Annotated in this window: 19 protein-coding genes; 8 read left to right on the forward strand and 11 right to left on the reverse strand. The window is 70.6% G+C overall.

Going from position 1 to position 23,774, the window contains the following annotated elements; translation table 11 throughout:
- The first annotated feature begins 269 nt into the window (after nt 1-269).
- The 4 genes from EDD90_RS48100 (at nt 270) to EDD90_RS48115 (ending at nt 6,238) form a co-directional block, all read left to right on the forward strand.
- Nucleotides 270-3,371, forward strand: coding sequence for a glycoside hydrolase family 2 TIM barrel-domain containing protein (locus EDD90_RS48100; protein ID WP_123979325.1), 3,102 nt, complete (start codon nt 270-272; stop codon nt 3,369-3,371).
- Nucleotides 3,372-3,518: 147 nt separating this feature from the next.
- Nucleotides 3,519-3,758 (forward strand): hypothetical protein, encoded by a 240-nt coding sequence (locus EDD90_RS48105; RefSeq protein ID WP_123979326.1) that lies wholly within the window; start codon nt 3,519-3,521, stop codon nt 3,756-3,758.
- Nucleotides 3,759-3,761: 3 nt separating this feature from the next.
- Complete coding sequence (locus tag EDD90_RS48110) at nt 3,762-4,139, forward strand: toxin Doc (RefSeq protein WP_123979327.1); 378 nt, start codon at nt 3,762-3,764, stop codon at nt 4,137-4,139.
- Nucleotides 4,140-4,603: 464 nt separating this feature from the next.
- On the forward strand, nt 4,604-6,238 hold the full coding sequence (locus EDD90_RS48115) for an RICIN domain-containing protein (protein WP_123979328.1): 1,635 nt from the start codon (nt 4,604-4,606) through the stop codon (nt 6,236-6,238).
- Between the two features lie 51 nt (nt 6,239-6,289).
- Here EDD90_RS48115 and EDD90_RS48120 read toward each other — a convergent pair whose 3' ends face one another.
- The 4 genes from EDD90_RS48120 to EDD90_RS48135 all read right to left on the reverse strand — a co-directional run bounded on the left by EDD90_RS48120 (nt 6,290) and on the right by EDD90_RS48135 (nt 10,842).
- Nucleotides 6,290-7,267, reverse strand: a complete 978-nt coding sequence (locus EDD90_RS48120; RefSeq protein WP_123979329.1) for a 2-hydroxyacid dehydrogenase — start codon at nt 7,265-7,267, stop codon at nt 6,290-6,292.
- The gene (locus tag EDD90_RS48125; RefSeq protein ID WP_123979330.1) at nt 7,264-8,433 is read right to left on the reverse strand and encodes a lactate 2-monooxygenase; all 1,170 of its coding nucleotides are present in this window, start codon (nt 8,431-8,433) and stop codon (nt 7,264-7,266) included. The genes EDD90_RS48120 and EDD90_RS48125 overlap by 4 nt, the downstream gene beginning before the upstream one ends.
- An 85-nt stretch (nt 8,434-8,518) precedes the next feature.
- Nucleotides 8,519-10,192: a cytosine permease gene (locus tag EDD90_RS48130; protein WP_260328552.1), complete on the reverse strand. Its 1,674-nt coding sequence runs from the start codon at nt 10,190-10,192 to the stop codon at nt 8,519-8,521.
- A 119-nt stretch (nt 10,193-10,311) separates the two neighbouring features.
- Nucleotides 10,312-10,842 (reverse strand): hypothetical protein, encoded by a 531-nt coding sequence (locus EDD90_RS48135; protein WP_123979331.1) that lies wholly within the window; start codon nt 10,840-10,842, stop codon nt 10,312-10,314.
- 323 nt (nt 10,843-11,165) lie between these two features.
- On the opposite strand from EDD90_RS48135, the gene EDD90_RS48140 reads away from it, so the two are divergent.
- Nucleotides 11,166-11,588: a subtilase-type protease inhibitor gene (locus tag EDD90_RS48140; protein ID WP_123979332.1), complete on the forward strand. Its 423-nt coding sequence runs from the start codon at nt 11,166-11,168 to the stop codon at nt 11,586-11,588.
- Between the two features lie 134 nt (nt 11,589-11,722).
- Here EDD90_RS48140 and EDD90_RS48145 read toward each other — a convergent pair whose 3' ends face one another.
- Both EDD90_RS48145 and EDD90_RS48150 read right to left on the reverse strand, forming a co-directional pair.
- On the reverse strand, nt 11,723-12,106 hold the full coding sequence (locus EDD90_RS48145) for an STAS domain-containing protein (RefSeq protein ID WP_123979333.1): 384 nt from the start codon (nt 12,104-12,106) through the stop codon (nt 11,723-11,725).
- 262 nt (nt 12,107-12,368) lie between these two features.
- On the reverse strand, nt 12,369-13,874 hold the full coding sequence (locus tag EDD90_RS48150) for an MFS transporter (RefSeq protein WP_123979334.1): 1,506 nt from the start codon (nt 13,872-13,874) through the stop codon (nt 12,369-12,371).
- A gap of 211 nt (nt 13,875-14,085) precedes the next feature.
- On the opposite strand from EDD90_RS48150, the gene EDD90_RS48155 reads away from it, so the two are divergent.
- Both EDD90_RS48155 and EDD90_RS48160 read left to right on the forward strand, forming a co-directional pair.
- On the forward strand, nt 14,086-14,433 hold the full coding sequence (locus tag EDD90_RS48155; protein WP_123979335.1) for a helix-turn-helix transcriptional regulator: 348 nt from the start codon (nt 14,086-14,088) through the stop codon (nt 14,431-14,433).
- Between the two features lie 5 nt (nt 14,434-14,438).
- Entirely contained in the window at nt 14,439-14,969 is a 531-nt protein-coding gene (locus tag EDD90_RS48160) for an SRPBCC family protein (RefSeq protein ID WP_123979336.1), read from the forward strand.
- Between the two features lie 4 nt (nt 14,970-14,973).
- On the opposite strand, the gene EDD90_RS48165 is transcribed toward EDD90_RS48160, so the two are convergent.
- The 5 genes from EDD90_RS48165 to EDD90_RS48185 form a co-directional block, all read right to left on the reverse strand.
- Complete coding sequence (locus EDD90_RS48165) at nt 14,974-17,790, reverse strand: NHLP bacteriocin export ABC transporter permease/ATPase subunit (RefSeq protein ID WP_123979337.1); 2,817 nt, start codon at nt 17,788-17,790, stop codon at nt 14,974-14,976.
- Nucleotide 17,791: 1 nt separating this feature from the next.
- The gene (locus EDD90_RS48170; protein ID WP_123979338.1) at nt 17,792-20,014 is read right to left on the reverse strand and encodes an NHLP family bacteriocin export ABC transporter peptidase/permease/ATPase subunit; all 2,223 of its coding nucleotides are present in this window, start codon (nt 20,012-20,014) and stop codon (nt 17,792-17,794) included.
- A complete protein-coding gene (locus EDD90_RS48175; RefSeq protein WP_123979339.1) occupies nt 20,011-20,817 on the reverse strand; it encodes an HlyD family efflux transporter periplasmic adaptor subunit in 807 nt (268 codons plus the stop codon). The genes EDD90_RS48170 and EDD90_RS48175 overlap by 4 nt, the downstream gene beginning before the upstream one ends.
- Nucleotides 20,818-20,925: 108 nt before the next feature.
- The gene (locus EDD90_RS48180) at nt 20,926-21,141 is read right to left on the reverse strand and encodes a type A2 lantipeptide (RefSeq protein ID WP_123979340.1); all 216 of its coding nucleotides are present in this window, start codon (nt 21,139-21,141) and stop codon (nt 20,926-20,928) included.
- 503 nt (nt 21,142-21,644) lie between these two features.
- A complete protein-coding gene (locus EDD90_RS48185) occupies nt 21,645-22,058 on the reverse strand; it encodes a PaaI family thioesterase (RefSeq protein ID WP_123979341.1) in 414 nt (137 codons plus the stop codon).
- Nucleotides 22,059-22,266: 208 nt separating this feature from the next.
- Here EDD90_RS48185 and EDD90_RS48190 point away from each other — a divergent pair, with 208 nt between their 5' ends.
- Nucleotides 22,267-23,694 carry a S1 family peptidase gene (locus tag EDD90_RS48190; protein WP_185149483.1) on the forward strand — a complete coding sequence of 476 codons (1,428 nt, stop codon included), beginning with the start codon at nt 22,267-22,269 and terminating at the stop codon, nt 23,692-23,694.
- Nucleotides 23,695-23,774 lie beyond the last annotated feature (80 nt).

Here is a 23,774-nt window from a genome sequence, read left to right on the forward strand (position 1 = left end):
GCACTCCCAAGCGCACACTTCACAGTCAACAGGTGCACCACCGCCGTTCAGCCTAGTGCGTCGGGCCCCGCTGTGAACGGCAACCCTGTTCGGCCGGTCGGCCGTGACCGCGTTCGCTCCGAGGGGCCGAACGCGAACCGGCCGACAGGACGAAAGCGGTGTCCGGCGGCTTCCCGGCCCTTGACGGCCACAAGTGTCACACCGTCAGAATCTGTTCGGTCACGATCAGTTGTGAGTAGTTCTGGGCCCTGATGAGGGAGAGCCGCACCATGACGGTCACTCGCAGATCGGTTCTGGCAGCCGCCACGGCAGCCCCGACGGCCGGAGCGCTGCTCGGCGCCCCGGGCGCCTGGGCGGTCCCGGAGGCCGGTACGTCCGCACACGTCACCGGCCGCCGCACCGTCGCCCTGCGCGACGGCTGGCGGTTCGCGCTGGTCAACCCCGGCGGGATCACCGACCCGACCGGCGCCTACGCGAACGCCGCCGACCCCGGCTACGACGACTCGGCCTGGCGCCAGGCCGCCGTACCGCACGACTGGAGCATCGAGCAGACCCCCACCACCGACCACGGCACCACCAGCGGCACCGGCTTCTTCCCCGGCGGCCTCGGCTGGTACCGGCTCGCCTTCACCCTGCCGCCCGGGTACGCCGGCAAGCGGATCTCGGTGGAGTTCGATGGCGTCTACATGGACTCCTACGTCTACTGCAACGGCACCCAGGCCGGCCACCACCCCTACGGTTACACCGGCTTCGCCTTCGACCTCACCGATCTGCTGCACACCGACGGCAGCACCGAGAACGTCCTCGCGGTCAAGGTGCAGAACCAGTTGCCCAGCAGCCGCTGGTACTCGGGCAGCGGCATCTACCGTGAGGCCCGCCTGGTGGTGACCGACCCGGTGCACGTGGCGCGCTGGGGGACGTACGTCACCACGCCGGACATCACCGCCGAACGCGCGGTCGTGCGGGTGCGGACGGCCGTCGTCGACGAGTCCGGCGAGGGCGCGGACGTGACGGTGGTCTCCAGGATCGCCGGTCCCGACGGACGTACGGTCGCCCGTACCTCCTCCACGGTCACCGTCACCGGCTCCGGAGGGAGCGCCGAGACCCATGAACTGACCGTCGACGAACCGAAGTTGTGGGCCATCGAGAGCCCGCACCGCTACACCCTGCACACCGAACTCCGCGTCGGCGGCACCACCACCGACACCTACCGCACGGTGTTCGGCATCCGCAGCTACCGCTTCGACCCCGACGAGGGTTTCTCCCTCAACGGCGTGCACACCAAGATCAAGGGTGTCGACCTCCACCACGACCAGGGTGCCCTCGGCGCGGCGATCAGCGCCGACGCGGTGCGCAGACAGATGACGATCATGAAGTCGATGGGTGTCAACGCCTTCCGCACCTCGCACAACCCGCCCTCGCCGCAGATGATCGAGGTCTGCGAGGAGCTGGGCATCGTGATGATGGTGGAGGCCTTCGACTGCTGGAAGACCGGCAAGACCAGGTACGACTACGGCCGGTTCTTCGACGAGTGGTGCGAGAGCGACGCCACCGAGATGGTCCTCGCCGCCCGCAACTCGCCCGCGGTCGTGCTGTGGTCCATCGGCAACGAGATCCCCGACTCCACCTCGACGGCCGGCCTCGCCATGGCCGACCGGATCATCACCGCCATCAAGGCCGCGGACGACACCCGGCCGGTGGTCATTGGTTCGAACAAGTACCACGGCGTGCCCGCCAGGGGCTCCGCCTCCGACCTGATGCTGGCCAAGCTCGACGGTCTCGGCCTCAACTACAACACCGCCAAGTCCGTGGACGCGCTGCACGCGGCCTACCCGCACCTGTTCCTCTTCGAGTCCGAGTCGTCGTCGGAGACCTCGACCCGCGGCGCGTACCAGGAACCGGAGCACCTCAACACGGGCGAGAACCAGACGCCCGGCCGGCGCGCGACCTCGTCCTACGACAACAACCTGGCCTCGTGGACGATGAGTGGCGAGTACGGCCACAAGAAGGACCGGGACCGTAAGTGGTTCGCGGGCCAGTTCCTGTGGTCGGGCATCGACTACATCGGCGAGCCGACACCGTACGACGTGTTCCCGGTGAAGTCGTCCTTCTTCGGAGCGGTCGACACGGCCGGCTTCCCCAAGGACATGTACCACCTCTTCCGCAGCCAGTGGGTGAGCGAGCCGATGGTGCACCTGCTGCCGATGAGCTGGAACCACGAGGCCGGGGACACGGTGGAGGTGTGGGCGTACGCCAACGTGCCGTCCGTCGAGCTGTTCCTCAACGGAAAGTCCCTGGGGACAAGGGAGTTCGACACCAAGACGACCACCGACGGCCGCACCTACCTGGAGACCACGGAGGCCTCCGGCGACGACAAGACCGTCACCTCCGGCGCCTACCCGGGCAGTTACACCAGTCCCAACGGCAGCGCGGGCAAGCTGCACCTGATCTGGAAGGTGCCGTACCAGCCGGGCGAGTTGAGGGCGGTGGCCCGGCGCGACGGCAAGGTGGTCGCGACCGACGTGCTGCGCACCGCCGGCGACCCGCACGCCGTACGTCTGACCGCCGACGGCGGGTCCCTCGCCGCCGACGGGCGTTCGCTGGTCTTCGTGACCGCCGAGATCGTCGACGCGCACGGCGTGCTGGTGCCGGACGCCGAGCACCTCATCTCCTTCGACGTGACCGGCGGCTCGCTCGCCGGGCTCGACAACGGCCGCGAGGAGAGCGCCGAGCGCTACCAGGCGAGCACCCGTACCGCCTTCCACGGCAAGGCACTCGCCGTCATCCGCTCCGGTGTGAAACCGGGTGGACTCAAAGTGACAGCACGGGTGGACGGGCTGCGCAAGGGCACCGTCACCGTGCCCACCACCCCTGCCCGGTCCGTGGCGAGCACCCCCGCCCCCGACTTCGGCCCGGACTACCCGGCCCCGCCGGACTACCCCTACGCGGACGCCAGTTACTCCGGCCGCGTGGACACCCTCCCGGCCGCCATGCTCGACGGCGACGCGACCACCGGCTGGTCCAACGCCTTCGCCAAGTCGGCCACCGCCCTGCTGCCCGCGTTCGCCGGGGCCCGCGCCGAGGACTGGGTGTCGGTCGACTTCGGCCGCGCCCGCACCCTCGACCGGGTGGTCGTCTCCTTCACCGTGGACACGGCCCACGCGCTGCCTGACTCGGTCGAGGTGGCGGTCTGGGACGGCGAGGTCTACCGGCCCGTGGACGGCACGACGGTGGACTGGTCGACGGCCTCGGACACCCCGACCGTCATCACGTTCACCCCGGCGCGCGGTTCCCGGATCCGGCTGACGCTGGCCAGCGCGCACCCGGGGGAGACCTCCGGGGCGGTGCGGATCAGCCGGCTCGACATCTGACATCGGCCCGAACGGTCCGGACGGGGCGACCGCCACTGGTCCCGTCTCGTCCGGACCGTCGGCGCGAGGACCCCGGAGGTACCGTATGCCATCGGTGCTGACCTGCGGATATTTACGGTCGAGTACCCACGCGGTACCGTGAAGGGCATGCCAGCTCTCAACGTGGAGTTCAGCGACCGCGAGCTAGAGGACCTCAGGCAGATAGCCAAGGAGCGCGGTACGTCGATGAAGGCCCTCGTCCGTGACGCGGCCGCCGCCGACATCGCCCGGCACCGGGCCCTGCAGGAGGGGGCGGAGGAGTTCCGCCGCTTCTTCGCGGCCCATGCCGCCGAGTTCGCGGCCGCGTTTCCCGATGACGAGCAGCCCACGAAAGGCGAGGCCGCCTGAGCCATGCCGCCGGTCATCCATATCGACGTGCCCTGGCTGCTCCAGCGCCATGAGGAAGTGCTGCCGGAGCAGCCCACCGTGAACGACTTCTCCGCGCTGGTCGCCGCCGTCGCCCGGCACCGCGTCGATCCGCCCCGGCTAGGTGTGGACTCCGACCCGGCCTGGCGGGCCGCCGCCCTGCTGCACACCCTCGCCCAGCTCAAGCCGCTGCCCTCGGCCAACGCCCGGTTCGCCTGCGCGACCGCGGTGGCGTACATGTTCGTCAGTGGCGCCGGCATCGACCCGCCGTACGGCGCCCTCGTCGACCTCGCCCGCGACCTGATGACTGGTAAGGCCGACGTCTACGCCGCGGCGGACCGGCTCCGTTCCTGGCAGCTCTGACACCCGCCCGGACTTGCGGGGCAGGCCGCCACCGCCCTCGGAGGCCGCCGGCCGAGGGCGGGAGGAACGGGGCCGGCGGCCTGTTTCGCGCAGAAGAGCCGCCGTTCTGCACGGGGCCTTGCGAGGAGGGCCGGGCACCAGTTGACTACCCCGGCGGACGGGCCGGGAGGGTGCGCGCGGGACCGGGGTGGGCGCACGGTTCACACGGGGTGTGCGGAAAGTGAATACGGCTGTTACCGGACAATGGCGGCCGCCGTCTTTCTGACTTTCTGTCAATGCTGTCGATGTTGTACGGGTGTCTTGTTGCTTGTGTGAGACTTGTGCCAGGGTGAATCACCTGCGCGGGGGAATGGCCGGGACCTATTCGGCAGTTGGGGTATGAGACCGACACCGCGTCGGCGAATTCCCGCACCCCGCCAGCGCACCGAAGAGGTACGCACCACCGCACCAAAGGAATCCGCTCAGTGCCCACCCCCCACCCGCCTCGACCTCCCTATCCGCCGCCGGGCGGTGGTCCGGGCGAGTCCGACGAGTCCCTCGCCGCCCCGCTGCGAGCCGGCTCCGACATCGAGGCCTCCCGGTCCGCCGCGCTGCTCATGGCCCGGCACTGGCGCCCCGTACAGGAATACGCGGTCATCTGCCTGGCCGCCGGCGGGCCCGTCGCGCACATGGTCGCGGCCGCCGCGTTCCATCAGGTCCTCGACCGGGTGGCCCTCGGCGAGACCGCCGACGCCCTCCGGCCACGGCTGCTGGTCTCCGTACGCGACACGGTCGCCAACTGGTCCGCCGAGGACCGAATAGCGGAGGTTCTTCCCGACCTCGGGAAACCGGCCGGCGGCCGCGGTATCCGCACCAAGAAGACCATGACGCCGGAAAACCGCGCCCTCGCGGAGCGTTCATTCATGGGCCTTCCGGCGCTCGCGCAGAGTCTGCTCTGGCACGCCGAGGTCGAGGCCGAACCCATAACCGTACCGGCCGGTCTGTTGGGCATGGACACGACAACTGCATCGGCCGCTCTCGAGGACGCCCGGGAGAAATTCCGGGAGGGCTGTGTCCGCGCCCACCGGGATCTCGCACCCTCCCAGGAGTGCCGCTACTACAACCGGCTGCTGGACGTTCCGATCCGCCGCGGCGGCGCCCTGCTGCCGGATGTCCAGGAACATCTCGCCCAGTGCCCCTACTGCCGGGCCGCCGCCGAACAACTCGGCCATGTCGAGGGCGGACTGGGCGTACTGCTCTCCGAAGCGGTGCTCGGCTGGGGAGCCCGCCGCTACCACGACTCGCGCCCGGGCCGCAAGGGCTCCGAAGCTCCGCACGGCCGCGCCGCCAACCGGCGCTCCGGCGGCGGAGGGCGCCGACGCGCCGCCGCCCGGACCCGGATCCTGGCCCGTATCCCCGTCGCCGTGCGCCGCCCGCCCGGCTCCTGGTCGTCGAAGACGCTGCTCACCAGTGTCGGCGTCGCCGGGGCGGGGCTGCTGACCTCCGTGCTGGCGATCAGCGCGATGTCGGGCGGCGGCGACGGCAGCGACGCGGTCGCGACCGCCGGCCAGATACCCGGCGACACCGACCCGGACGCGACGCCCACACCCACCTCCAGCACGGCCGGGCTGCCTGCCGCCGACCATGTGACCCGGCTGCGCAACCAGGCCGCCCAGCTCTGCCTGGACATCAAGGGCGCGCCGAAGGCCGGGGCGAGTGTGGTCCTCGAGGTGTGCTCGACGTCCTGGACCCAGCAGTGGACGTACGAGAGCGACGGCGAGGTGCGCAGCGCGGCCGACCACGACCTCTGCCTGGACTCACATGCGGACGGCGGGGTCGTCATCCTCGGCACCTGCGCCGCGGCCGACGCCGAGCGCGGCAAGGACGTGCGCTACGACCTCACCGGCCAGGGCGAGTTGCTGCCCAGCTGGGACGAGACCCTCGCCCTCGCCACGGCCGGTGAGCAGGAGGGCGCGGACGTCGTCGTCAAGGTCCGCGACCACACCAGCGGTCAGCACTGGCTGACCGACTCGCCGATACCGTCCCCGAGCCGCGGCTCACTCTCCATCGCGGGCACCGGGGCGGCCTCGGCGCAGCCCGCGGAGCTGTCCGGGAACTAGGGACGGGACGGACATGCCCCGGGGCGGACACGCCCCGGGGGCGGACGGCCGCTAGTTCACGACGTCCCGGGGAGCGCCGCCCGCCAGGAAGTCCAGCACGTTCTGCACGGCGGCCAGCGCGATCCGGATCAGCGTCTCCCGGGTGACGCCCCCCACGTGCGGTGACAGCACCACGTTGGGGGCGCGCAGCAACCGCAGGGCCGGGGTGGGCGGTTCGGGGTCGAAGACGTCGAGGCCCGCCCCCGCCAGGGTGCCCTTCTCCAGCGTGTCGGCCAGCGCCTCCTGGTCGATGAGCGCACCCCGGGCCGTGTTGACCAAGAACGCCGTCGGCTTCAGGAGGGCGAGGCGGCCGGCGTCCAGCAGGTGCCGGGTCTCGTCGGTGAGCGGACAGTGCAAGGTCACATAGTCCGCGGCGGGCAGCAGCTCCTCCAGCGGGACGTACCGCGCGTCGCCGTACCGCGCCTCGGTCTCCTCCGACGCCCGGCGCCGCTGCGTGTACAGGACCGTCATGTCGAACGCCGCGGCACGCCGTGCGACCTGCTGTCCGATCTGGCCCAGCCCCACGATGCCGAGCGTCTTGCCGGACAGCTCCGTGAGCGAGCGCTGCAGCCGGGGGAGCGCCCAGTCGCCCTCGGCCAGTGCCTGGTGCGCGGGGACCAGCTGCTTGGCGAGGGCCAGCATCAGCGCGAAGGTCTGCTCGGCCACGTTCTGCGCCTCGGCGCCGCTGGAGCCGATCGTGCACACGGACACCCCCTTCGCGCGCGCCGCGACGGTGTCCACATAGTCGAAACCGTGGCTCGCGCACTGCACCAGCTCCAACTCCGGTGCGGCGGCGAGGTGTTCGGCGCTCACCGGGGCGAGCGCGGTGATCACGACCTGCGCCGCGCGCAGCGCGGCCGGATCCTCGCCGGCCGACTCCACGACGGTGACCTGGGCGTCGGCGGGGAAGAGGGACGCCATCCCGGCGCCGGCCGTGCGACCGCCGACGTGCGGCGGGATGACGGCGAGGACGTTCTTCGGGGCGGTCACACGGACTCCTCGACGAGGTCGGCCGCGGTGATCGCGGCGGGGGTGGAGTGCCCGGACAGGGCGAGGGTGAGGTCGAACTCGGCGAGGAGCGAGCGGATCACGTGGTCCACACCGGCCTGCCCGTCCAGGCCGAGCCCGTAGACGTACGGCCGTCCCAGCAGGACCGTCCGCGCGCCCAGGGCTAGGGCCTTGAACACGTCGTCGCCGGTGCGCACCCCGCTGTCGAACAGCACGGTCAGCCGGTCGCCCACCGCCTCGGCGACCCGCGGCAGCGCGTCGAACGCGGCGACCGAACCGGCCACCTGACGGCCGCCGTGGTTGGACACCACGACCCCGTCCATCCCGGCGTCGGCGGCCAGCCGGGCGTCGTCGGGATGGAGCACGCCCTTGAGGACGATCGGCCCGTCCCAGTGGTCCCGCAGGAAGGCGAGGTCCGGCCAGGTGTGGCTCGGGTTCCCGAACAGGCCGAGGAAGTGCAGCACGGCCGCGTTCGGGTCCTCGTGCACCGGCTTGGCGAGCCCCGCCCGGAACGCCGGGTCGGTGAAGTAGTGGGCGGTGCCCACCCCGTTGAGGAACGGCAGATACGCCTGGTCGAGGTCGCGCGGACGCCAGGACAGCAACGGCGTGTCGAGCGTGACGACCAGCACCGAGAACCCGGCCGCCCTCGCCCGCCCGAGGAAGCTCTTCGTCACCTCGCGGTCCCTGCCCCAGTACAGCTGGAACCACCGCTCGGCGTCGCCCATGGCCTCCGCCACCTGCTCCATCGGCGTGCTGGACGCCGAGGACAGGATGAACGGCACGCCCTGTGCGGCGGCGGCCCGGGCGGCCGCCGACTCGGCGTCCGGATGCATGATCGACAGTACGCCGACGGGCGCCAGCGCCAGCGGGGCCGGAAGCGAGCGGCCCAGCACCTCCACCGCCAGGTCCCGCTCGCCGACGTCCCGCAGCATGCGCGGCACTATGCGGCGCCGCTCCAGGGCGGCCCGGTTGGCGCGCATGGTGCTGCCGTCGCCGGCGCCGCCCGCCACATAGCCGACCGGACCGGGCCCCAGCCGCCGTTCGGTCAGCTCCTCCAGCCGGGTCAGATCGGTGGGCAGCCGCGGCACCGCCCCCGTCATCCCGTTGAGATAGATCTCGTACTGGAAGTCCGCCCAGTGCTTCGCCATCCGTACGTCCCGCCTCTCACCGTCGAGTACGCGTCGTGGCGACCATACTCGGCGGTATGTACGGGGCCTTACACCGGCCTTCGGGTCAGCTCGCGGCGGTCGCCGCAGGCCGGGAGGTGTCCGGCTCGGCGCCCGGGCCGGTGATCGGCGGCACCGGGACCTCGACGGTCCGGGCCAGCCGGGGACCCTCGGGGCCGTACACCGCACGCGGCTCCGGGAAGACCCACAGCAGTGTCAGGAACAGCACCGCGGCCACCGCGAGGGACAGCGGCAGGCTGATGTCGACGCCGCCCGCGAGGTCGCCCAGCGGGCCGACGAACTGGCCCGGGATGTCGGTGAAGAGCACACCGATCACCGCCGAGACCCACCAGGCCGTCATACCGCGCCAGTTCCAGCCGTGCGTGAACCAGTAACGGCCGCCGCGCTGACGGCGGTTGAAGACCTGCAGGGCGTCCGGGTCGTACCAGCCGCGCCGGGTCCAGAAGCCCAGCATCATCACGACCATCCACGGCGTGGTGCAGGTGATGATCATCGTGGCGAAGGTGGAGATGGACTGCACCAGGTCCAGGCCGAACCGGCCGATGAAGATGAACGCGATGGACAACACGCCGACCAGGAAGGTCGCCTGCACCCGCGACAGGCGCGGGAACACCGACGAGAAGTCCAGGCCGGTGCCGTAGAGCGAGGTCGTGCCGGTCGACATGCCGCCGATCAGGGCGAGCAGACAGACAGGCAGGAAGAACCAGCCGGGGGAGATGGCCAGCAGCCCGCCGACGAAGTCCGGGGCCGACGGGTCGACGTACTTCGGTGCCTTCGCGGCGATGACGCTCGCGGTGGCGAGGCCGAAGACGAACGGCAGCAGGGTCGCGATCTGGGAGAGGAACGCGGCGCCGACCACTCGGCGGCGCGGCACGTCGGCCGGGATGTAGCGCGACCAGTCGCCGAGGAACGCGCCGAACGACACCGGGTTGGAGAGCACGATCAGCGCCGCGCCGATGAAGGACGGCCAGAACATCGACTTGGTCGCCGCGTCCGCCGAGGCCGTGAACACCCCGGCGTACGACGGGTTGAAGTCCCCGGCGAACGCGAACGCGCCGAGCACGAACAGCACGCTCGCCGAGGCCACCGCGACCTTGTTGACGAACAGCATGAACCGGAAGCCGTACACGCACACCGCGAGGACCAGACACGCGAACAGCGCGTACGCGACGACGTACGACAGCGTGCTCCGCTCCAGGCCGAACAGCCGGTGTGCGCCGCCGACCAGGGCGTCGCCCGAACTCCAGACCGAGATCGAGAAGAACGCGACGGCCGTCAGGAGGGACAGGAACGAGCCGACCACCCTGCCGTGCACGCCGAGGTGCGCGGAGGAGGCGACGGCGTTGTTGGTGCCGTTGACCGGGCCGAACACCGCCATCGGGCACAGGATCAGCGCGCCCGCGACCACCCCGAGCAGGGTGGCGGCCAGGCCCTGCCAGAAGGACAGGCCGAACAGGATCGGGAACGCGCCGAGGACACAGGTCGAGAAGGTGTTGGCGCCGCCGAAGGCGAGCCGGAACAGGTCGAGCGGGGTCGCGGTGCGGTCCGCGTCGGGGATCCGCTCGACACCGTGGACCTCGACTTCGGTGAGGGACGGCGCGGCGGCGGGGGAGGGCTGCGAGGGCAACGGGGGCTCCAGCGGAGGACGGCGGTGGAGCGCGGGGTCGGCGCGACGGCGGGCGGACGGCCGTGGCGCGCCGCGGGGTGTGCGGCGGTCCATGGGCCGTCCTGACAGGGTTCCGCCGACGCTAAAGCCCGGGTCAAGTCCGCGACCAGGAGACTATTCATCCCACTTTCGCAGCCGGAGTGGATGATTCGCCCATGTCCGGACGGCCGGTCTCAGTCCTCCTCGGCGTCCGGCCCCTGCGCCCGCACCTTCTCGACGTGCTCCAGCGATTCACGCAGTTCGGTCAGCCAGTCGTCGGTGTGCTTCTGGACCAGTCGCACACACCAGGCCAGCGCCTCGCTGCGGCTGCGCGCCACACCTCCGGCGATCAGCGTGTCCAGCACCTGGCGCTCGGGCTGGCGCAGCCGGGTCATCACCGGCGCCGCCACATGCGTGAACAGCGCCCGCTGCCCCGCGCACTCCACACCCCAGGACACCTTGCGCCGGAACTGGTGCTCGGCCTCCCGCGCCACCCCGATCCGGGTTTCCCGGGTGCGCTCCCGGAACTCCTGGATGCGCCCCTGCACGGCCGCCTCGCTCTCGGCGTCCGAGACGCCCTCCGCGAGCTTGGGTCCGGGGATGCGTCCGACGACGGTCACCTCCTCGCGGTCGACCGTCACCTCGACCAGTTCCTCGAAGAGGTCGTCAGGGAGTCGGCCGGCGAACCAGCCGCGCAGCTTGTCTCGTTGCTCTTGAGTAATCATGTAATGACGATTACTCCGTTGCAGCGCAAAGGCAAGGGCTTGCCGCGACGTCCGCCGACAGCGGAAGCGGAATGTTTCAGGACGATTAACGAGGCGATGGAATCAGGCCATCCGGCCGCTTCGAGCGATCAAGAACCGCTCCGTTGAGCGGTCGACGCGACCGATTTCCGTGACTTCACGCCACTGTTTCAATACGCAAGGTTACTGAATTAGATGGGTTCGATGTGTGTTTCGGCGGCGGACTCGGCAGAGTGGCGCCCGCCGCCCCGGCACCCACCGGGCCGAGGGCGGCACCCGTCGAATCGAGCGGAAGGATGCACACAATGCGAACCACCGCGCGCTGGGCAGCGACCCTCGGCCTCACGGCCGCCGCCGTCTGCGGACCCCTGACCGGGGCCGCCGTCGCCACCCCGAGCTCGCTCTACGCCCCCTCGGCCCTGGTGCTCACCACCGGCCACGGCAGCGAGGCGGCCACTGCCACGCCGGAACGCGCCGTCACCCTCACCTGCGCCCCGACCGCCTCCGGCACTCACCCGGCCGCCGCCCAGGCCTGCGCCGAACTGCGCGGCGCCGGCGGCGACTTCGATGCCCTTACGCCCAGAACCGACGTGTGGTGCACCAAGCTCTACGACCCCGTCGTGGTCACGGTCGAGGGAGTCTGGCAGGGCAAGCGTGTCTCCTATGAGCGCACCTTCGGCAACGCCTGCATGAGGGACACCTACGGCGCGAGCGTCTTCGCGTTCTGAGACCCGGGATCGCACGGTCCTCGTGACTGCCGGACAGGTCCGCAACTGGGGAGTGCGGCCAATGGCGCGGGGAACCAGCGATCTCGCTGCGGGGGTCGGACGGGCGGAGTGGGGCCGCCCGCCGACCCCTGTTATCACCGCCGCTCCCCGGAGCTCCCGTCCCGGGGAAACCCGGGGAGCGGCGGAAAACGTCCCAACAGTCCCGAGGCCCTGAGCAGCCGTGGAATCCGGGGCCCTTCGCACACCAGCCGCAGTCGCCCGCCCCGCTCCTTGGCCCGCGCCTCGGCCCTGCACAGCACCCGTAACCCCGAGCAGTCGAGAAAGTCCAGCCGCCGCAGATCGACGAGCACATCGGGCTCGGGCCCGGCGGTGGCGGCGAGCAGGTGCTCGGCGAGCAACTCCTCGGTGGCGATGTCCACCTCGCCGAAGGCCTCGACGACCAGGTACGACCCGCACCGCCGAGTACGCGCACAGGAGTTGGCGACGGGCAGCCCACGGTCAACGGCTTCCGGCGTCATCTTGGCTCCACCTGGCATGGGGCGCATACGGGCCCGGTTGTTACCCACTGGGAGCGCGCCCCATCCCTGTCACGAGCAGCGCAAGATCAGGTTCACTCGACCGTGCGAATATCTTTAAAGAGGCTTGACCTGGCGCCCCAAAGGGGCGCGGGGAACTGCGCGACCAGCCACAACGCACCCGCAGTCGAAAACGGCGAGGGACCGCCGTCTCCCTGCTGACGGCGACCCCTCAGGCCTTCAATCCCTGCGGCTCTGCAAGGAACTACATGTGCACGACCGGCGCCGCATCGGCGTCCTGCTCCGGCACTCCTCGCCGGAAGAGCAGGAAGGCGATCACCGCGCCCACCACGAACATGCCGGCCGACCACCAGAACGCCGTGGTGTAGCTCTCGATCGTCGCCTGCGCCTGCACCAGCTTGCTGGTCGCGTCCTTGCCGGCCAGGTAGTCGGACGCCGCGCTCGCGGCCAGCGTGTTGAGCAGCGCCGTACCGATCGAACCGCCGACCTGCTGCATGGCGTTGACCGTCGCGGAGGCGACACCCGCCTCGTCCGCCGTCACCCCGCCGGTGGCGAGCTGCATGGCCGCCGGCATGACCAGACCGAGACCGAGACCGGTCACGATCAGCTGCGGGAGCACCGCGCTGACGTAGCTGGAGCCGACGCCGATCCCGGTCAGCCAGGCCATACCGGCCGCGGAGACCGCGAAGCCCAGCGGGACGACCGCCTTCGGTCCTATCCGCGGCACCAGGACCTGGGTGCCCACCTGAGCAGTCACCATCAGGGCGCCGATCATCGGAAGGAACGCCACACCGGTCTTGGTCGGGCTGAAGCCGAGGTTCAGCTGGAGGTAGTAGGTGAGGAAGAGGAACACACCGAACATGCCGCCGGCGGAGATCAGCACGGCGAGGAACGAGGCGCCCCGGTTGCGGTCGAGCAGGATACCCAGCGGCAGCAGCGGGTGTGCGGACTTGGTCTGCCACCAGGCGAAGGCCGCCAGGACGAGAACACCGGCGATCAGGAAGCCCCAGGTCAGCGGCGAACCCCAGTCGTGCGTCTCGGCGTTGGAGAAGCCGTAGACCAGCGAGAACAGACCGGCGGCGACCAGCACCGTGCCCGGCACGTCAAGCTTGGAGTTGGCGGCGTCACGGTGGTTGGTCAGCAGCATCAGGCCGCCCACGAAGGCGACGACGGCGATCGCGACGTTCACGTACAGCGTGTAGCGCCAGTCGAACGCGTCGGTCAGGGCGCCGCCGAGCAGCAGACCCACCGCGCCGCCGGCGCCCGCGATGGCGCCGTAGACACTGAACGCCCTGGCCCGCTCACGGGCGTCGGTGAACGTGGTGTTGAGGAGGGAGAGCGCGGCCGGTGCGAGCAGTGCGCCGAAGGCACCCTGCAGGGCGCGCGCGGTGACCAGCATGCCGAAGCCGTTCGCGGCACCGCCCAGTGCGGAGACGGCGGCGAAGCCGACGACTCCCACGAGGAAGGCCGTCTTGCGGCCGAACAGGTCGGCGATCCGGCCGCCGAGCAGCAGCAGGGACGCGAAGGCGAGAGCGTAGCCGGTGACGATCCACTGCCGGTTGCCGTCGGAGAATCCGAGGTCGGCCTGGGCGGACGGCAGGGCGATGTTCACGATGGTCGCGTCGAGCACCACCATGAGCTGGGCGACGGCGACGACCGCGAGGATCCACCACCGCTTCGATGAGGAGGCGGCCGGCGGCGCCTCCACGGCACCGACGTGGACGTCGTCGGTCAGGGTCTTCTCAGACATTGGCGAACCATTCCAGGGAAGCCGTTCGGGATTTACCAAAGAAGCCGCCTCGAACGACGGCCTCGCGAGGCGGCGAACGAAACGGTTTCGTACACGTCGAGCCTAGACCACGTTCAGCGAAACGGCAACGTTTCGCTGTAGAGGGGGTGCGGTCGCCGTGAAGCCTGCGTATGCCTTGACGGGAATATAACCAGTCAGGCATATTGAAACCATGTCCGAAGACACCCTCTGGACCGCCCTCGCCGACCCTCATCGAAGAGCCATAGTCGGCCTGCTCCTGACGCGCCCCCGGCCCGTCGGCGAGATCGTGGACGCATGCGGCCTCAGCCAGCCGAGCACCTCCAAGCACCTCAAGGTGCTGCGAGAGGCCGGCCTGGTCCGGGTGCGGCAGGACGCCCAGCGCCGTGTCTACGCACTCGACCCCGCCCCGATCGCCGAGCTGGACGCCTGGCTGGCCCCCTACCGCCGACTGTGGAACCGCAGTCTGGACGCCTTGGGGCGCCGCCTCGACGAGACGACGTACGACCCGGAAGAACCCCCTTCGAAGCCCAAGGACTGATCCCCATGCCCGCCGAACTCACCGGCACCTACGTCACCCTCGACGACGGCCGCCCGGCCGTCCGCTTCAGCCGCCTCTACGGCCACCCGATCGACCGCGTCTGGCACTTCGTCACCGACCCCGACGAACTCGCCGGGTGGTTCCCCTCCCGCGCCGAGATCGATCTGCGCCCCGGCGGCGCCGTCAAGTTCACCGGCGACCCGAACATGCCCGAGTCGTACGGCACCGTGCTCGCCGTCGACCCGCCCCGCCACCTGACCTTCGACTGGGGCGGCGACGAGCTCCGCTTCGAGCTCGCGCCGGACGGCGAGGACCGCACCCGCTTCACCCTCACCCACGTCCTGGGCGAGGAGAACACCGCCGCCCGCAACAGCGCCGGCTGGGAGGTCTGCCTCACCGCCCTCGACGCCAAGGCCCACGGCGAACGCTTCGAAGGGCCGCACGCCGGGGTCAACGCGCCCTGGAGGGAGTACTACCAGGGCTACCTCGACGCCGGCCTGCCCTCCGGCGCCCCCGTTCCCGGCCTCGACACCTGAGCGCTCACGCCAGCTGCCGCCGCACCAGTTCGTGCAGCCGTCCGCCGGTGTCGGCGAGCAACTGGGCCGGCGGGCCCTGCTGGGCGACCTTGCCGTCCTCCATCACGATGACGCGGTCGGCGTCCATGACCGTCGACAGGCGGTGGGCGATGACGATCCGGGTGGCGTTCAGCTTGCGCGTGCTCTCGATGACCGTGCGCTGGGTGTCGTTGTCGAGCGCGCTCGTCGCCTCGTCGAAGAATAGGATCCGGGGCCGCCGGATCAGCGCCTGGGCGATCATCAGGCGCTGCCGTTGCCCGCCCGAGATCGCGCCGCTCCCGGCGACGATCGTGTGCAGCCCCATCGGCATCCGCTTGATGTCCTCGGCGAGCCCCGCCATCTCGGCCGCCGCCATCGCCTCTTCGGGGGTGTACGGCTCGGTGCCGCAGATGACGTCCAGGATGGAGCCGGTGAACGGCTGCGCGTGCTGGAGCACCACACCGCACTGACGGCGTACGGCGGACTGGTCGAGCGCGCCCAGGTCCTGACCGTCGTACAGGACGATCCCCGACACCGGCTTGTCGAAGCCGATCAGCAGGCGCAGCAGCGTCGACTTGCCGCAGCCGCTGGGGCCGACGACCGCCACGAACTCGCCGGGGCGGATGTCGAAGGAGACGTCGTCGAGGACCAGGGGGCCGTCGTCCGCGTAGCGGAAGGACAGCCGACGGGCCTCGACCGCGCCGGACAGCGGCCCCGGGCGGGTGCTGGCGGTGCGTACCTCGGGGGCTGCCTCCAGGACCGGCTTGATCTCCTCGAACAGCGGCAGCGCGGCCACCGCCGACACGAAGGAACCGGTGAGCTGGGTGACCGAGGTGAGCAGCATCGTCACCGACGTGTTGAAGGTGAGGAAGGCCGCCGCGTCCAAGGCGCCCCTCGCCGGGCCGGCCAGCAGCATGAACATCAGCAGGGTGCAGACCGGGAGGTAGACCGAGCCGAGGACCGTGGTGAGGTTCTTGATCCGGCCGACCTTCTGCTGGAGCTCCCGGCTGCGCGCGAACTCGCCCGCCCAGGCCGCGTACGCGTAGTTCTCGGCCGCCGCCACCCGCAGCTTGGGCAGGCCCCGCAGGGTCTGGAAGGCCTGGTTGTTCAGCTTGTTGCCGAGCACCACAAGGCGGCGCTGCCAGCGCACCTGCCACAGCCCGAGTCCCAGGAACAGGGCGGCGATGACCACGAGCATGCCCAGCGCGGCCAGTGCCATCGGGACGCTGTACCAGAACAGCAGGCCCAGGTTCATCGCTCCGACCGTCACCGACTGGGCGACCACCGGGCCGACGCCCGCCAGCAGCCGGCGGATCGCGCTGATGCCCATCGCCGCGCTCGCCAGCTCACCCGTCGAACGCTGTGTGAAGAACTTCGTCGGCAGCCGCAACAGCCGGTCCCAGACGGCGGGTTGGAGCGTCGCCTCGATACGGCCCTCCAGACGGAGGATGGTCAGGTTCTCCAGGAGCGTGAAAGCGGCCGACACCACCGCGCTGATCATCACCGCGAGACAGACCTGCACGATCAGGTTCGTCTGGGCCTTCGGCACATAGTCGCCCAGCACCTTGCCGGTGGCGATCGGCACCAGCGAGCCGATCGCCACGGTCACCAGACCGGCGAGGAGCAGACTGCCGAGGTCGCCACGCGTGCCCTGCAGACTGAACCGGAGCAGGCCCAGCGGACTGGGCGCCTTGTCGGGCAGCGGGCGGTAGAACATCACCGCGCGCGGCTCGAACTCCTCCGCGTTCGCCTTCTCGATCGGTGTCTCCCGGCCGGTCGCCGGATGGACGGCCACATAGCCGCCGCGCCGCCACAGCAACGCGACCGGCGCCCCGGACAGGGCCCGGTGGCCGACCAGCGGGCCGACGTTGTCCCGCCACCAGCTGCCGTCGAGCCGTACCGCCCGGGTCCGTACCCGGGAGGCCAGCGCCACCCGTTCGACCGGATCGATGCGGTCGCTCTCGGTGCCGCTCTGCGCGGGCTCGGCGAGGGTGATGCCCGCCGCCTGGGCGACCAGTTTGCAGGCCGCGTAGGAGGCGTCGGCGTCGGCGGCAGTGGTGCGCTTGGACCCCTTGCCGATCGAGGCGAGAAGGGTGCGGTCGGCCTGGGCGCGGACCGCCTCACCGGCCTTGATACCGGCCGCGGTCCGGGACTCGTGGGTGCGCTCCAGCTGCTCGATCCAGCGGTCCAGCGTGGTGAGCAGCCGGTACTCCTGGTCCACCATGCTCTGCCACACGGCCGGGTCCATCAGCAGATCCGCGGCCGCCTCCGCGCCGTACAGCGAGCCGTACTGGACACTGCCCGGCGGCACCTGCATCCAGAGGACGTCGTCGTCGGTCGGGGCCGCGGCCCGCTCGCCGGCGGTCATCGGCGCCTGGAAGAGGATGGACAGGCCACGGCCGACACCGAGGGCGAGGGCGTACTCCAGGGGGCTCGTCGTCGGCGGTACGTACTGGGGGTTGCCGTACTCGTCGTAGGACCAGGTCTGGGTGCTGGCGGGCTGGTACAGCTCGCGCAGGCCGATGCGGTGGACGACGCAGTCGCGCAACGGGCGTGCCACCAGCGTGTGCTGGGGCCCGGCGACCGGACCGAGCAGCAGCGAGCCGGCCTCCAGCCGCCCCAAGTGATGCCAGTGGCCCTGCTGTTCGGCGTCCACCGCGAACAGGTCCAGCGCGCCGGACGCCACCAGCCACAGGACCTGCGGACCTTCGAGGTCGAGCCGGTTGAAGCCGGTGCAGTCGATCCGGGCGCCCAGCGAGCCGAGCGCGCCGAGAACGAGGTCGCCTCCGTCTACGGTCGTCATCTCATCGCTCCCTGACCAGCGCGGCGTACGCCCCGCCGTGTGCCACCAACTCGTCGTGCCGTCCGCGCTCCACGATCGTGCCGTGCTGGAGCACGACGATCTCGTCGCTGTCGCGGACCGTGCTCAGCCGGTGCGCGATCACCACGCAGGCGCAGCCGCGCCGGCGCAGGTTGTCCATCACGGTCAGCTCGGTCTCGGCGTCCAGCGCGCTGGTCACCTCGTCGAGCACCAGGATGCTCGGCCTGCGCACCAACGCCCGTGCGATCTCCAGGCGTTGCCGCTGGCCGCCGGAGAAGTTGCGGCCGTCCTGCTCGACCCTGCTGTGGATACCTCCGGGCCGGCGCATCACCACGTCGTACAGGGCCGCGTCCTGCAGCGCCTCCACGACGGCCTCGTCCGGGATCGACGGGTCCCACAGCGCCACGTTGTCGCGCACCGAGCCCTCGAAGAGGAAGACGTCCTGGTCGACGAAGGAGACGGAGGCGGCGAGCGCGCCGCGCGGGATGTCCTCCAGACGCTGTCCGTCGATGCGGATCACACCCTCCCAGGGGGAGTAGAGACCCGAGATCAGCCGGGAGACCGTGGACTTGCCGCTGCCCGAGCCGCCTACCAGAGCCACCTGCCGGCCCGGTCCGACGGTCAGGTCGAAGCCGGTGAGCAGGGGCTTGTCCAGTGGGCTGTAGCCGAAGGAGATGTTCTCCAGCTCGACATGGCCCTGGAGCCGTCGGGTCGACCCGTCCGCGCCGGGGCGGGCGTAGATGGGGTCCGCCTGGAAGTTCTCCACATCCTTGAGGCGGGCCACGTCGGCCGCGAAGTCCTGGATGCGGCCCGCGACACCGTTGAGCCGGGTGAGGGGGGCGGTGAAGCGGGTGACCAGGGACTGGAAGGCCACCAGCAGACCGACCGAGATACCGCCCTCGACCGCCCGCATACCGCCGATCCACAGGATCAGTGCGCTGTTGAGGGTGGCGAGGGTCGGGGCGACCACGCCGAGCCAGGCGCTCGGCACACCGAGGCGCTGCTGTTCCTCCAGGGTGGCCGCGTGCTGCCCGGCCCACTTGCGGAAGTAGCCGTCCTCGCCGCCGGTCGCCTTCATCGTCTCGATCAGCTGAAGGCCGGTGTAGGAGGTGTTGGTGAGCCGGGCGGTGTCCGCGCGCAGCTTGGCGGTCCGGGTCGCGCGCAGCCGTACGACGAACCGCATCGCCACGATGTTCAGCAGCGCCACGCCGATGCCGAGGAAGGTGAGCTGGGCGTCGTAGGTATAGAGGAGTACGGCGTAGAGGACGACGACCACCGCGTCCACGCCCGCCGCGGCGAGGTCGCGGGCGAGGGTCTCGGCGACCTGGTCGTTGGACTGGAGCCGCTGGACCAGGTCGGCGGGGCTGCGCTGGGAGAAGAAGGTCACCGGCAGCCGCAGCAGATGGCGCAGGAAGCGGGCGCTGGAGAGGGTGGAGGAGACGATCCGGCCGTGCAGCAGGTTCGCCTGCTGCAACCAGGTCAGCACCAGCGTGAGCAGGACACAGGTGCCCATCGCGGCGAACAGCACGGAGAGCAGCGAGGTCTGGCCGCCGATCAGGAACAGGTCGATGTACTGCCGGCTGAGCGCGGGCAGTGCCGCGCCCACGACCACCAGCAGCAGGCTGGCCAGGACGGCCGCGGGCATGGTGCCGGCGGTGCCGCGCAGCCGGGCCGGCATCGCGCCCAGGACTCCGGGACGGCGGCCACCCTTCTCGAAACCGTCGCCCGGCTCCAGGACCAGCACCACACCCGTGAAGCTGCCGTCGAACTCCTCCATGGGCACGAACCGGCGGCCCTTGGCGGGGTCGTTGATGTAGACGCCCCGGCGGCCGAAGCGGCGGCCCATGCCGTCGTAGACGACGTAGTGGTTGAACTCCCAGAACAGGATCGCCGGGGCCTGGACATCGGCGAGGGCGGCCAGGTCCATCTGCATGCCCTTGGCCGTCAGGCCGTAACTGCGGGCCGCCTTCAGTAGGTTGCTGGCGCGCGAGCCGTCGCGGGAGACACCGCAGGCGATCCGCAGCTCCTCCAGCGGGACATGACGGCCGTAGTGGCCGAGGATCATCGAGAGGGAGGCGGCGCCGCACTCGACCGCCTCCATCTGGAGCACGGTAGGCGTGCGGACCGTGCCGCCGCGGCCCTTGGGCACCGGACGCTTGGGCGGGGCGGCACGCCGGCGGCCGCGGGTCTCCTGGGCGGTGGTCACGGGAGCAGCCAATCGACGGGACGCTGGTCGGCCAGCCGGATCGAACCCGAGGCCAGGGTCATGGAGTCCAGCCGGAACGGCGGCCCGTCGGCCGAGGACCACTTGTAGCCGCTCTTCGTCCTCTTCGACGTGTCCAGCCGGACCAGTACGGCCACCGGGCGGCCCTTCTTGCTGAACTGCTCGCCCAGCTGGCTGTCCCCGAGGAACGCGGCGATCGACTGGGCCGACTGGGCGGAGCGGTCCACCGACTTCACCTGGCCGCGCAGCACTCCGTACTCCTGGGTCGACACCGACGACACGGTCAGATCGACCTGGGCGTTCGCGGGTATGGAGGAGGCGTTCTCGGCGGGGACGTAGACCGTCGCGTACAGCGGGTCCGAGGCGTGGGCGATCTTCTCCACGGCGGCGACGTTCGCGCCGGTCTGGATGATCTGCCCGATGGTCGCGGCCAGCGCGCTGATCCGCCCGGCGGCGACCGTCCGGACGATCGAGTCGCCCTGGGGGGTACGGACCTTCAGGACGGGGGAGTTCGCCGGGAGCCGTTCGCCCTGCTCGGCGAGGACGGCCGTGACCTGGCCGGCGACGGGGCTCTGCAGGATGTAGCTGCCCTGCCCGTGGGTGAGGATGGCCTGCGCGCTCACCGTGGAGGCGACCGAACCGGTCACCGCCCACACCGAGGCCGCCGCCATCACGACGACCGAGACGGACAGCGCGAGCCAGCCCTGTGGACGGGCGAACCGCACCGGGAGATCGAGCTCCTCCGGTGACTGGAGCTTGGCGAGGGCCTGTTGGCGGAACTGCACGGAACTTCCCTCACCTGTGGGAGAGACGCTGATGAAAAGGCGTTTCAGAACGCCCGAGAGCCCCGGCGCCGGGATCCGGCTCCGGGACTCAGCGGTAACGAGGTGCGATCAGAGACCGGCGACCAGGTTGGTGACCGGCTGGGTGTTCAGGCCGGTGACACCCTCGACGGTGCCGATAGCGGTGTTGACCAGGCCGGAAACCGGGGCAACGCCGTCCACCAGGCCGGTGACGGTGCCGAGGGCGTTCACGGACAGACCGCCGGAGACGTTGTCGAGCTCGGCGTCGGAGATCTCGACGGTCTCAACCTGGGGGGTGGAGTTCATGATGGAACTTCCCTTCATATGGATATTCACAAGGGGGGAACGGCCCCCTACGGCCCTTCGGGACGGAACAACGGCCCTGCGGGGACGAGCGGATGGCCGCGACCGCGGGTGCCGGGCGCCCGTTTCCGGGAACCCTTCGCGGTCCCTGCGGTGCGATGGATCAAAGCACGCCCGCGGTCCGCGCTTCCAATCAACCAGGCGTCTCACCTGGGAACTTGAGCCTGAGAAGGTCTTATCCGTGCAGGCGTGCGCACGTCTTGTCGGCGACTCCTTCACAAGCCGCACGACTTCGCCGCGGTGGCGAGGCTTGCCCGCCCGGTGGCGAATCCGGCACACCGCGCCAAAGGCGCGGCAGGGGGCGTGCGGTTGTGCAGATCCGTCGCTTCCCGTGACTTGCTTGGGTATTCGATGTGCAGATTCCCTGAAGCAAGGATTCCGGTCCGTGATCGCAACGGAACGTCAGTGATCGATTGCCGACCGTGTCGGTTCGGGGGTGTGGGTCTTCATCCCAGGAGTGCGTAGACAGCGCTTGCCCGGGCGGCGAGCGCGCCCGAACTCTCGTCGCGCATGGTGATGTCGGCGAACGCCATCCGGCGGCCCAGTTTGGTCAGCACCGCTTCGATCAGGACATCCGCGCCGAGCACCGGGCGCTGGAACGACGTCGACTGCTGCACCGTCGTCATCGGTACGAAGGAGCCCCGGGCCGCCGAGACCGCGATCACCGTCGCCGTATCGGCGGCCGCCATCAGGGCCTGCCCCGACAGCCCGCCGCCCTCCCGGGACAGCCGCTCCGACCAGGGCAGACGCAGTGTCGCCCGGTCCTCGCCCACCGCCTCGGCGGTCAGCCCGAGATCGAGCACCCAGGGGGCGAAGTTGGCGGAGAGGATCTTGTCGGCTTCGGCGGTGGTCATCGTCATATGGCGGATTCTTCCCGGGCCCTGGGCGCACCACGCGCAGCCGCGCCGCGACACGCACGTGCATGGTCGATTTCCGGCCGGTCCAAGGAAGTTGGGAACCGGAATTGAACGCACCACGTGACCCGCCCGTACCTATGAGCATCCAGGCGCCGCTCACGAACGACTGCCCTACTACGGCAGACACTCCGTCCCTTGGAGGTCGAGAAGTTTGAGTCACAAGCGAATTCCGAAGCGCAATGCCGCGATTGCGGCGGGCGGTGTGGTGGCGCTCGGAGCTGCGGCCTTCCTGCTGCCGAACGCCAACGCGTCCCAGGACAACGCCTCCGGCGCCACTGCCGCGCCCAAGACCCTGAAGGCGACGCAGGCTTCGAATCTCTCCTCGCAGCTGCAGAGCCTCCTCGGCCAGGCGTTCGCCGGGTCCTATTTCGACAGCTCCAAGCAGCAACTCGTCGTCAACGTCATCAACGGCGACAACAACGTGATCGTCCAGGCGCAGAAGGCCGGCGCGGTCGTCCGTCAGGTCGCCAACAGCACCAAGGACCTCGAGGCCGCCGCGGCCACCCTGAAGACCAAGGCGACCATACCGGGCACCGCCTGGGCCATCGACCCGAAGACCAACAAGGTCGTGGTGAGCGCCGACAGCACCGTCACCGGCAGCAAGTGGGATACGCTGGAGTCGACGGTCCAGGGCCTCGGCTCCAACATGGCCACCCTGAAGAAGTCGTCCGGCACCTTCAAGACCCTCGTCTCCGGCGGCGACGCGATCTTCTCCCAGGTGGCCCAGGGCACCGTCCGCTGCTCCCTCGGCTTCAACGTCAAGGCATCGGACGGCAGCCCCGCCTTCCTGACGGCCGGTCACTGCGGGGTCGCGGCCAAGGACTGGTCCGACTCCCAGAACGGCCAGCCCATCGCCACCGTGGACCAGGCCCAGTTCCCCGGCAACGGTGACTTCTCGCTCGTCAAGTACAACGACGCCACCACCCAGGCGCCGAGCGAGGTCAACACCGGCCAGCAGACCGTCCCCATCACCCAGGCGGTCGACGCCACGGTCGGCGAGACCGTCTTCCGGATGGGCTCCACCACCGGTCTGCACGATGGCCAGGTCACCGGCCTCGACGCCACGGTCAACTTCGCCAGCGAGACCGTCCCCGGCGGCACCGACACCGTCACCGGTCTCATCCAGACCAACGTCTGCGCCGAGGCCGGCGACAGCGGCGGCTCGCTGTTCACCCAGGACGGCGGCGCGGTCGGCATGACCTCCGGCGGCAGCGGCGACTGCACCGCCGGCGGCGAGACCTTCTTCCAGCCGGTGACCACCGCCCTGCAGGCGACCGGCGCGACCCTCGGCGACGGGGGAGCGGGCGCGGGCGCCGGTGACGCCGGTGCCACGGCCGACCCGTCCGCCACCGCCAGTGACCCGGCGGCGGGCGGCGACCAGGTCGGCGGCGTGGCCGACCCGTCCGCCACGGCTGCCGACCCGTCCGCGACCGCTGCCGACCCGTCGGCCACGGCCGGCGACCAGAGCGGCACCGGCACCGGTGACGTGAGCGGCACCGGTGACCAGACGGGCACCGGCGACCAGACCGGGACCGCCGCGAACGGCACCAGCAGCAAGCACCACCACAAGAAGGGCTGATCGGCCCCACCAGCGGTTCCGTTCGGCAGCGGACGGCCCGGCCCTCCCGAGGGAGGGCCGGGCCGTCCGCTGCCCGCGGA

The sequence above is a fragment of the Streptomyces sp. Ag109_O5-1 genome (assembly GCF_003814875.1).
GTDB classification, from domain to species: domain Bacteria; phylum Actinomycetota; class Actinomycetes; order Streptomycetales; family Streptomycetaceae; genus Streptomyces; species Streptomyces sasae.

Coding starts and splice junctions, on each gene's coding strand:
- EDD90_RS48130 (WP_260328552.1), bottom strand. CDS start 10,192: ATGGACCGCCGCACACCCCGCGGCGCGCCACGGCCGTCCGCCCGCCGT.
- EDD90_RS48110 (WP_123979327.1), top strand. CDS start 3,762: ATGCCGCCGGTCATCCATATCGACGTGCCCTGGCTGCTCCAGCGCCAT.
- EDD90_RS48135 (WP_123979331.1), bottom strand. CDS start 10,842: ATGATTACTCAAGAGCAACGAGACAAGCTGCGCGGCTGGTTCGCCGGC.
- EDD90_RS48150 (WP_123979334.1), bottom strand. CDS start 13,874: ATGTCTGAGAAGACCCTGACCGACGACGTCCACGTCGGTGCCGTGGAG.
- EDD90_RS48185 (WP_123979341.1), bottom strand. CDS start 22,058: ATGACGATGACCACCGCCGAAGCCGACAAGATCCTCTCCGCCAACTTC.
- EDD90_RS48165 (WP_123979337.1), bottom strand. CDS start 17,790: ATGACGACCGTAGACGGAGGCGACCTCGTTCTCGGCGCGCTCGGCTCG.
- EDD90_RS48140 (WP_123979332.1), top strand. CDS start 11,166: ATGCGAACCACCGCGCGCTGGGCAGCGACCCTCGGCCTCACGGCCGCC.
- EDD90_RS48105 (WP_123979326.1), top strand. CDS start 3,519: ATGCCAGCTCTCAACGTGGAGTTCAGCGACCGCGAGCTAGAGGACCTC.
- EDD90_RS48145 (WP_123979333.1), bottom strand. CDS start 12,106: ATGACGCCGGAAGCCGTTGACCGTGGGCTGCCCGTCGCCAACTCCTGT.
- EDD90_RS48180 (WP_123979340.1), bottom strand. CDS start 21,141: ATGAACTCCACCCCCCAGGTTGAGACCGTCGAGATCTCCGACGCCGAG.
- EDD90_RS48160 (WP_123979336.1), top strand. CDS start 14,439: ATGCCCGCCGAACTCACCGGCACCTACGTCACCCTCGACGACGGCCGC.
- EDD90_RS48155 (WP_123979335.1), top strand. CDS start 14,086: ATGTCCGAAGACACCCTCTGGACCGCCCTCGCCGACCCTCATCGAAGA.
- EDD90_RS48125 (WP_123979330.1), bottom strand. CDS start 8,433: ATGGCGAAGCACTGGGCGGACTTCCAGTACGAGATCTATCTCAACGGG.
- EDD90_RS48100 (WP_123979325.1), top strand. CDS start 270: ATGACGGTCACTCGCAGATCGGTTCTGGCAGCCGCCACGGCAGCCCCG.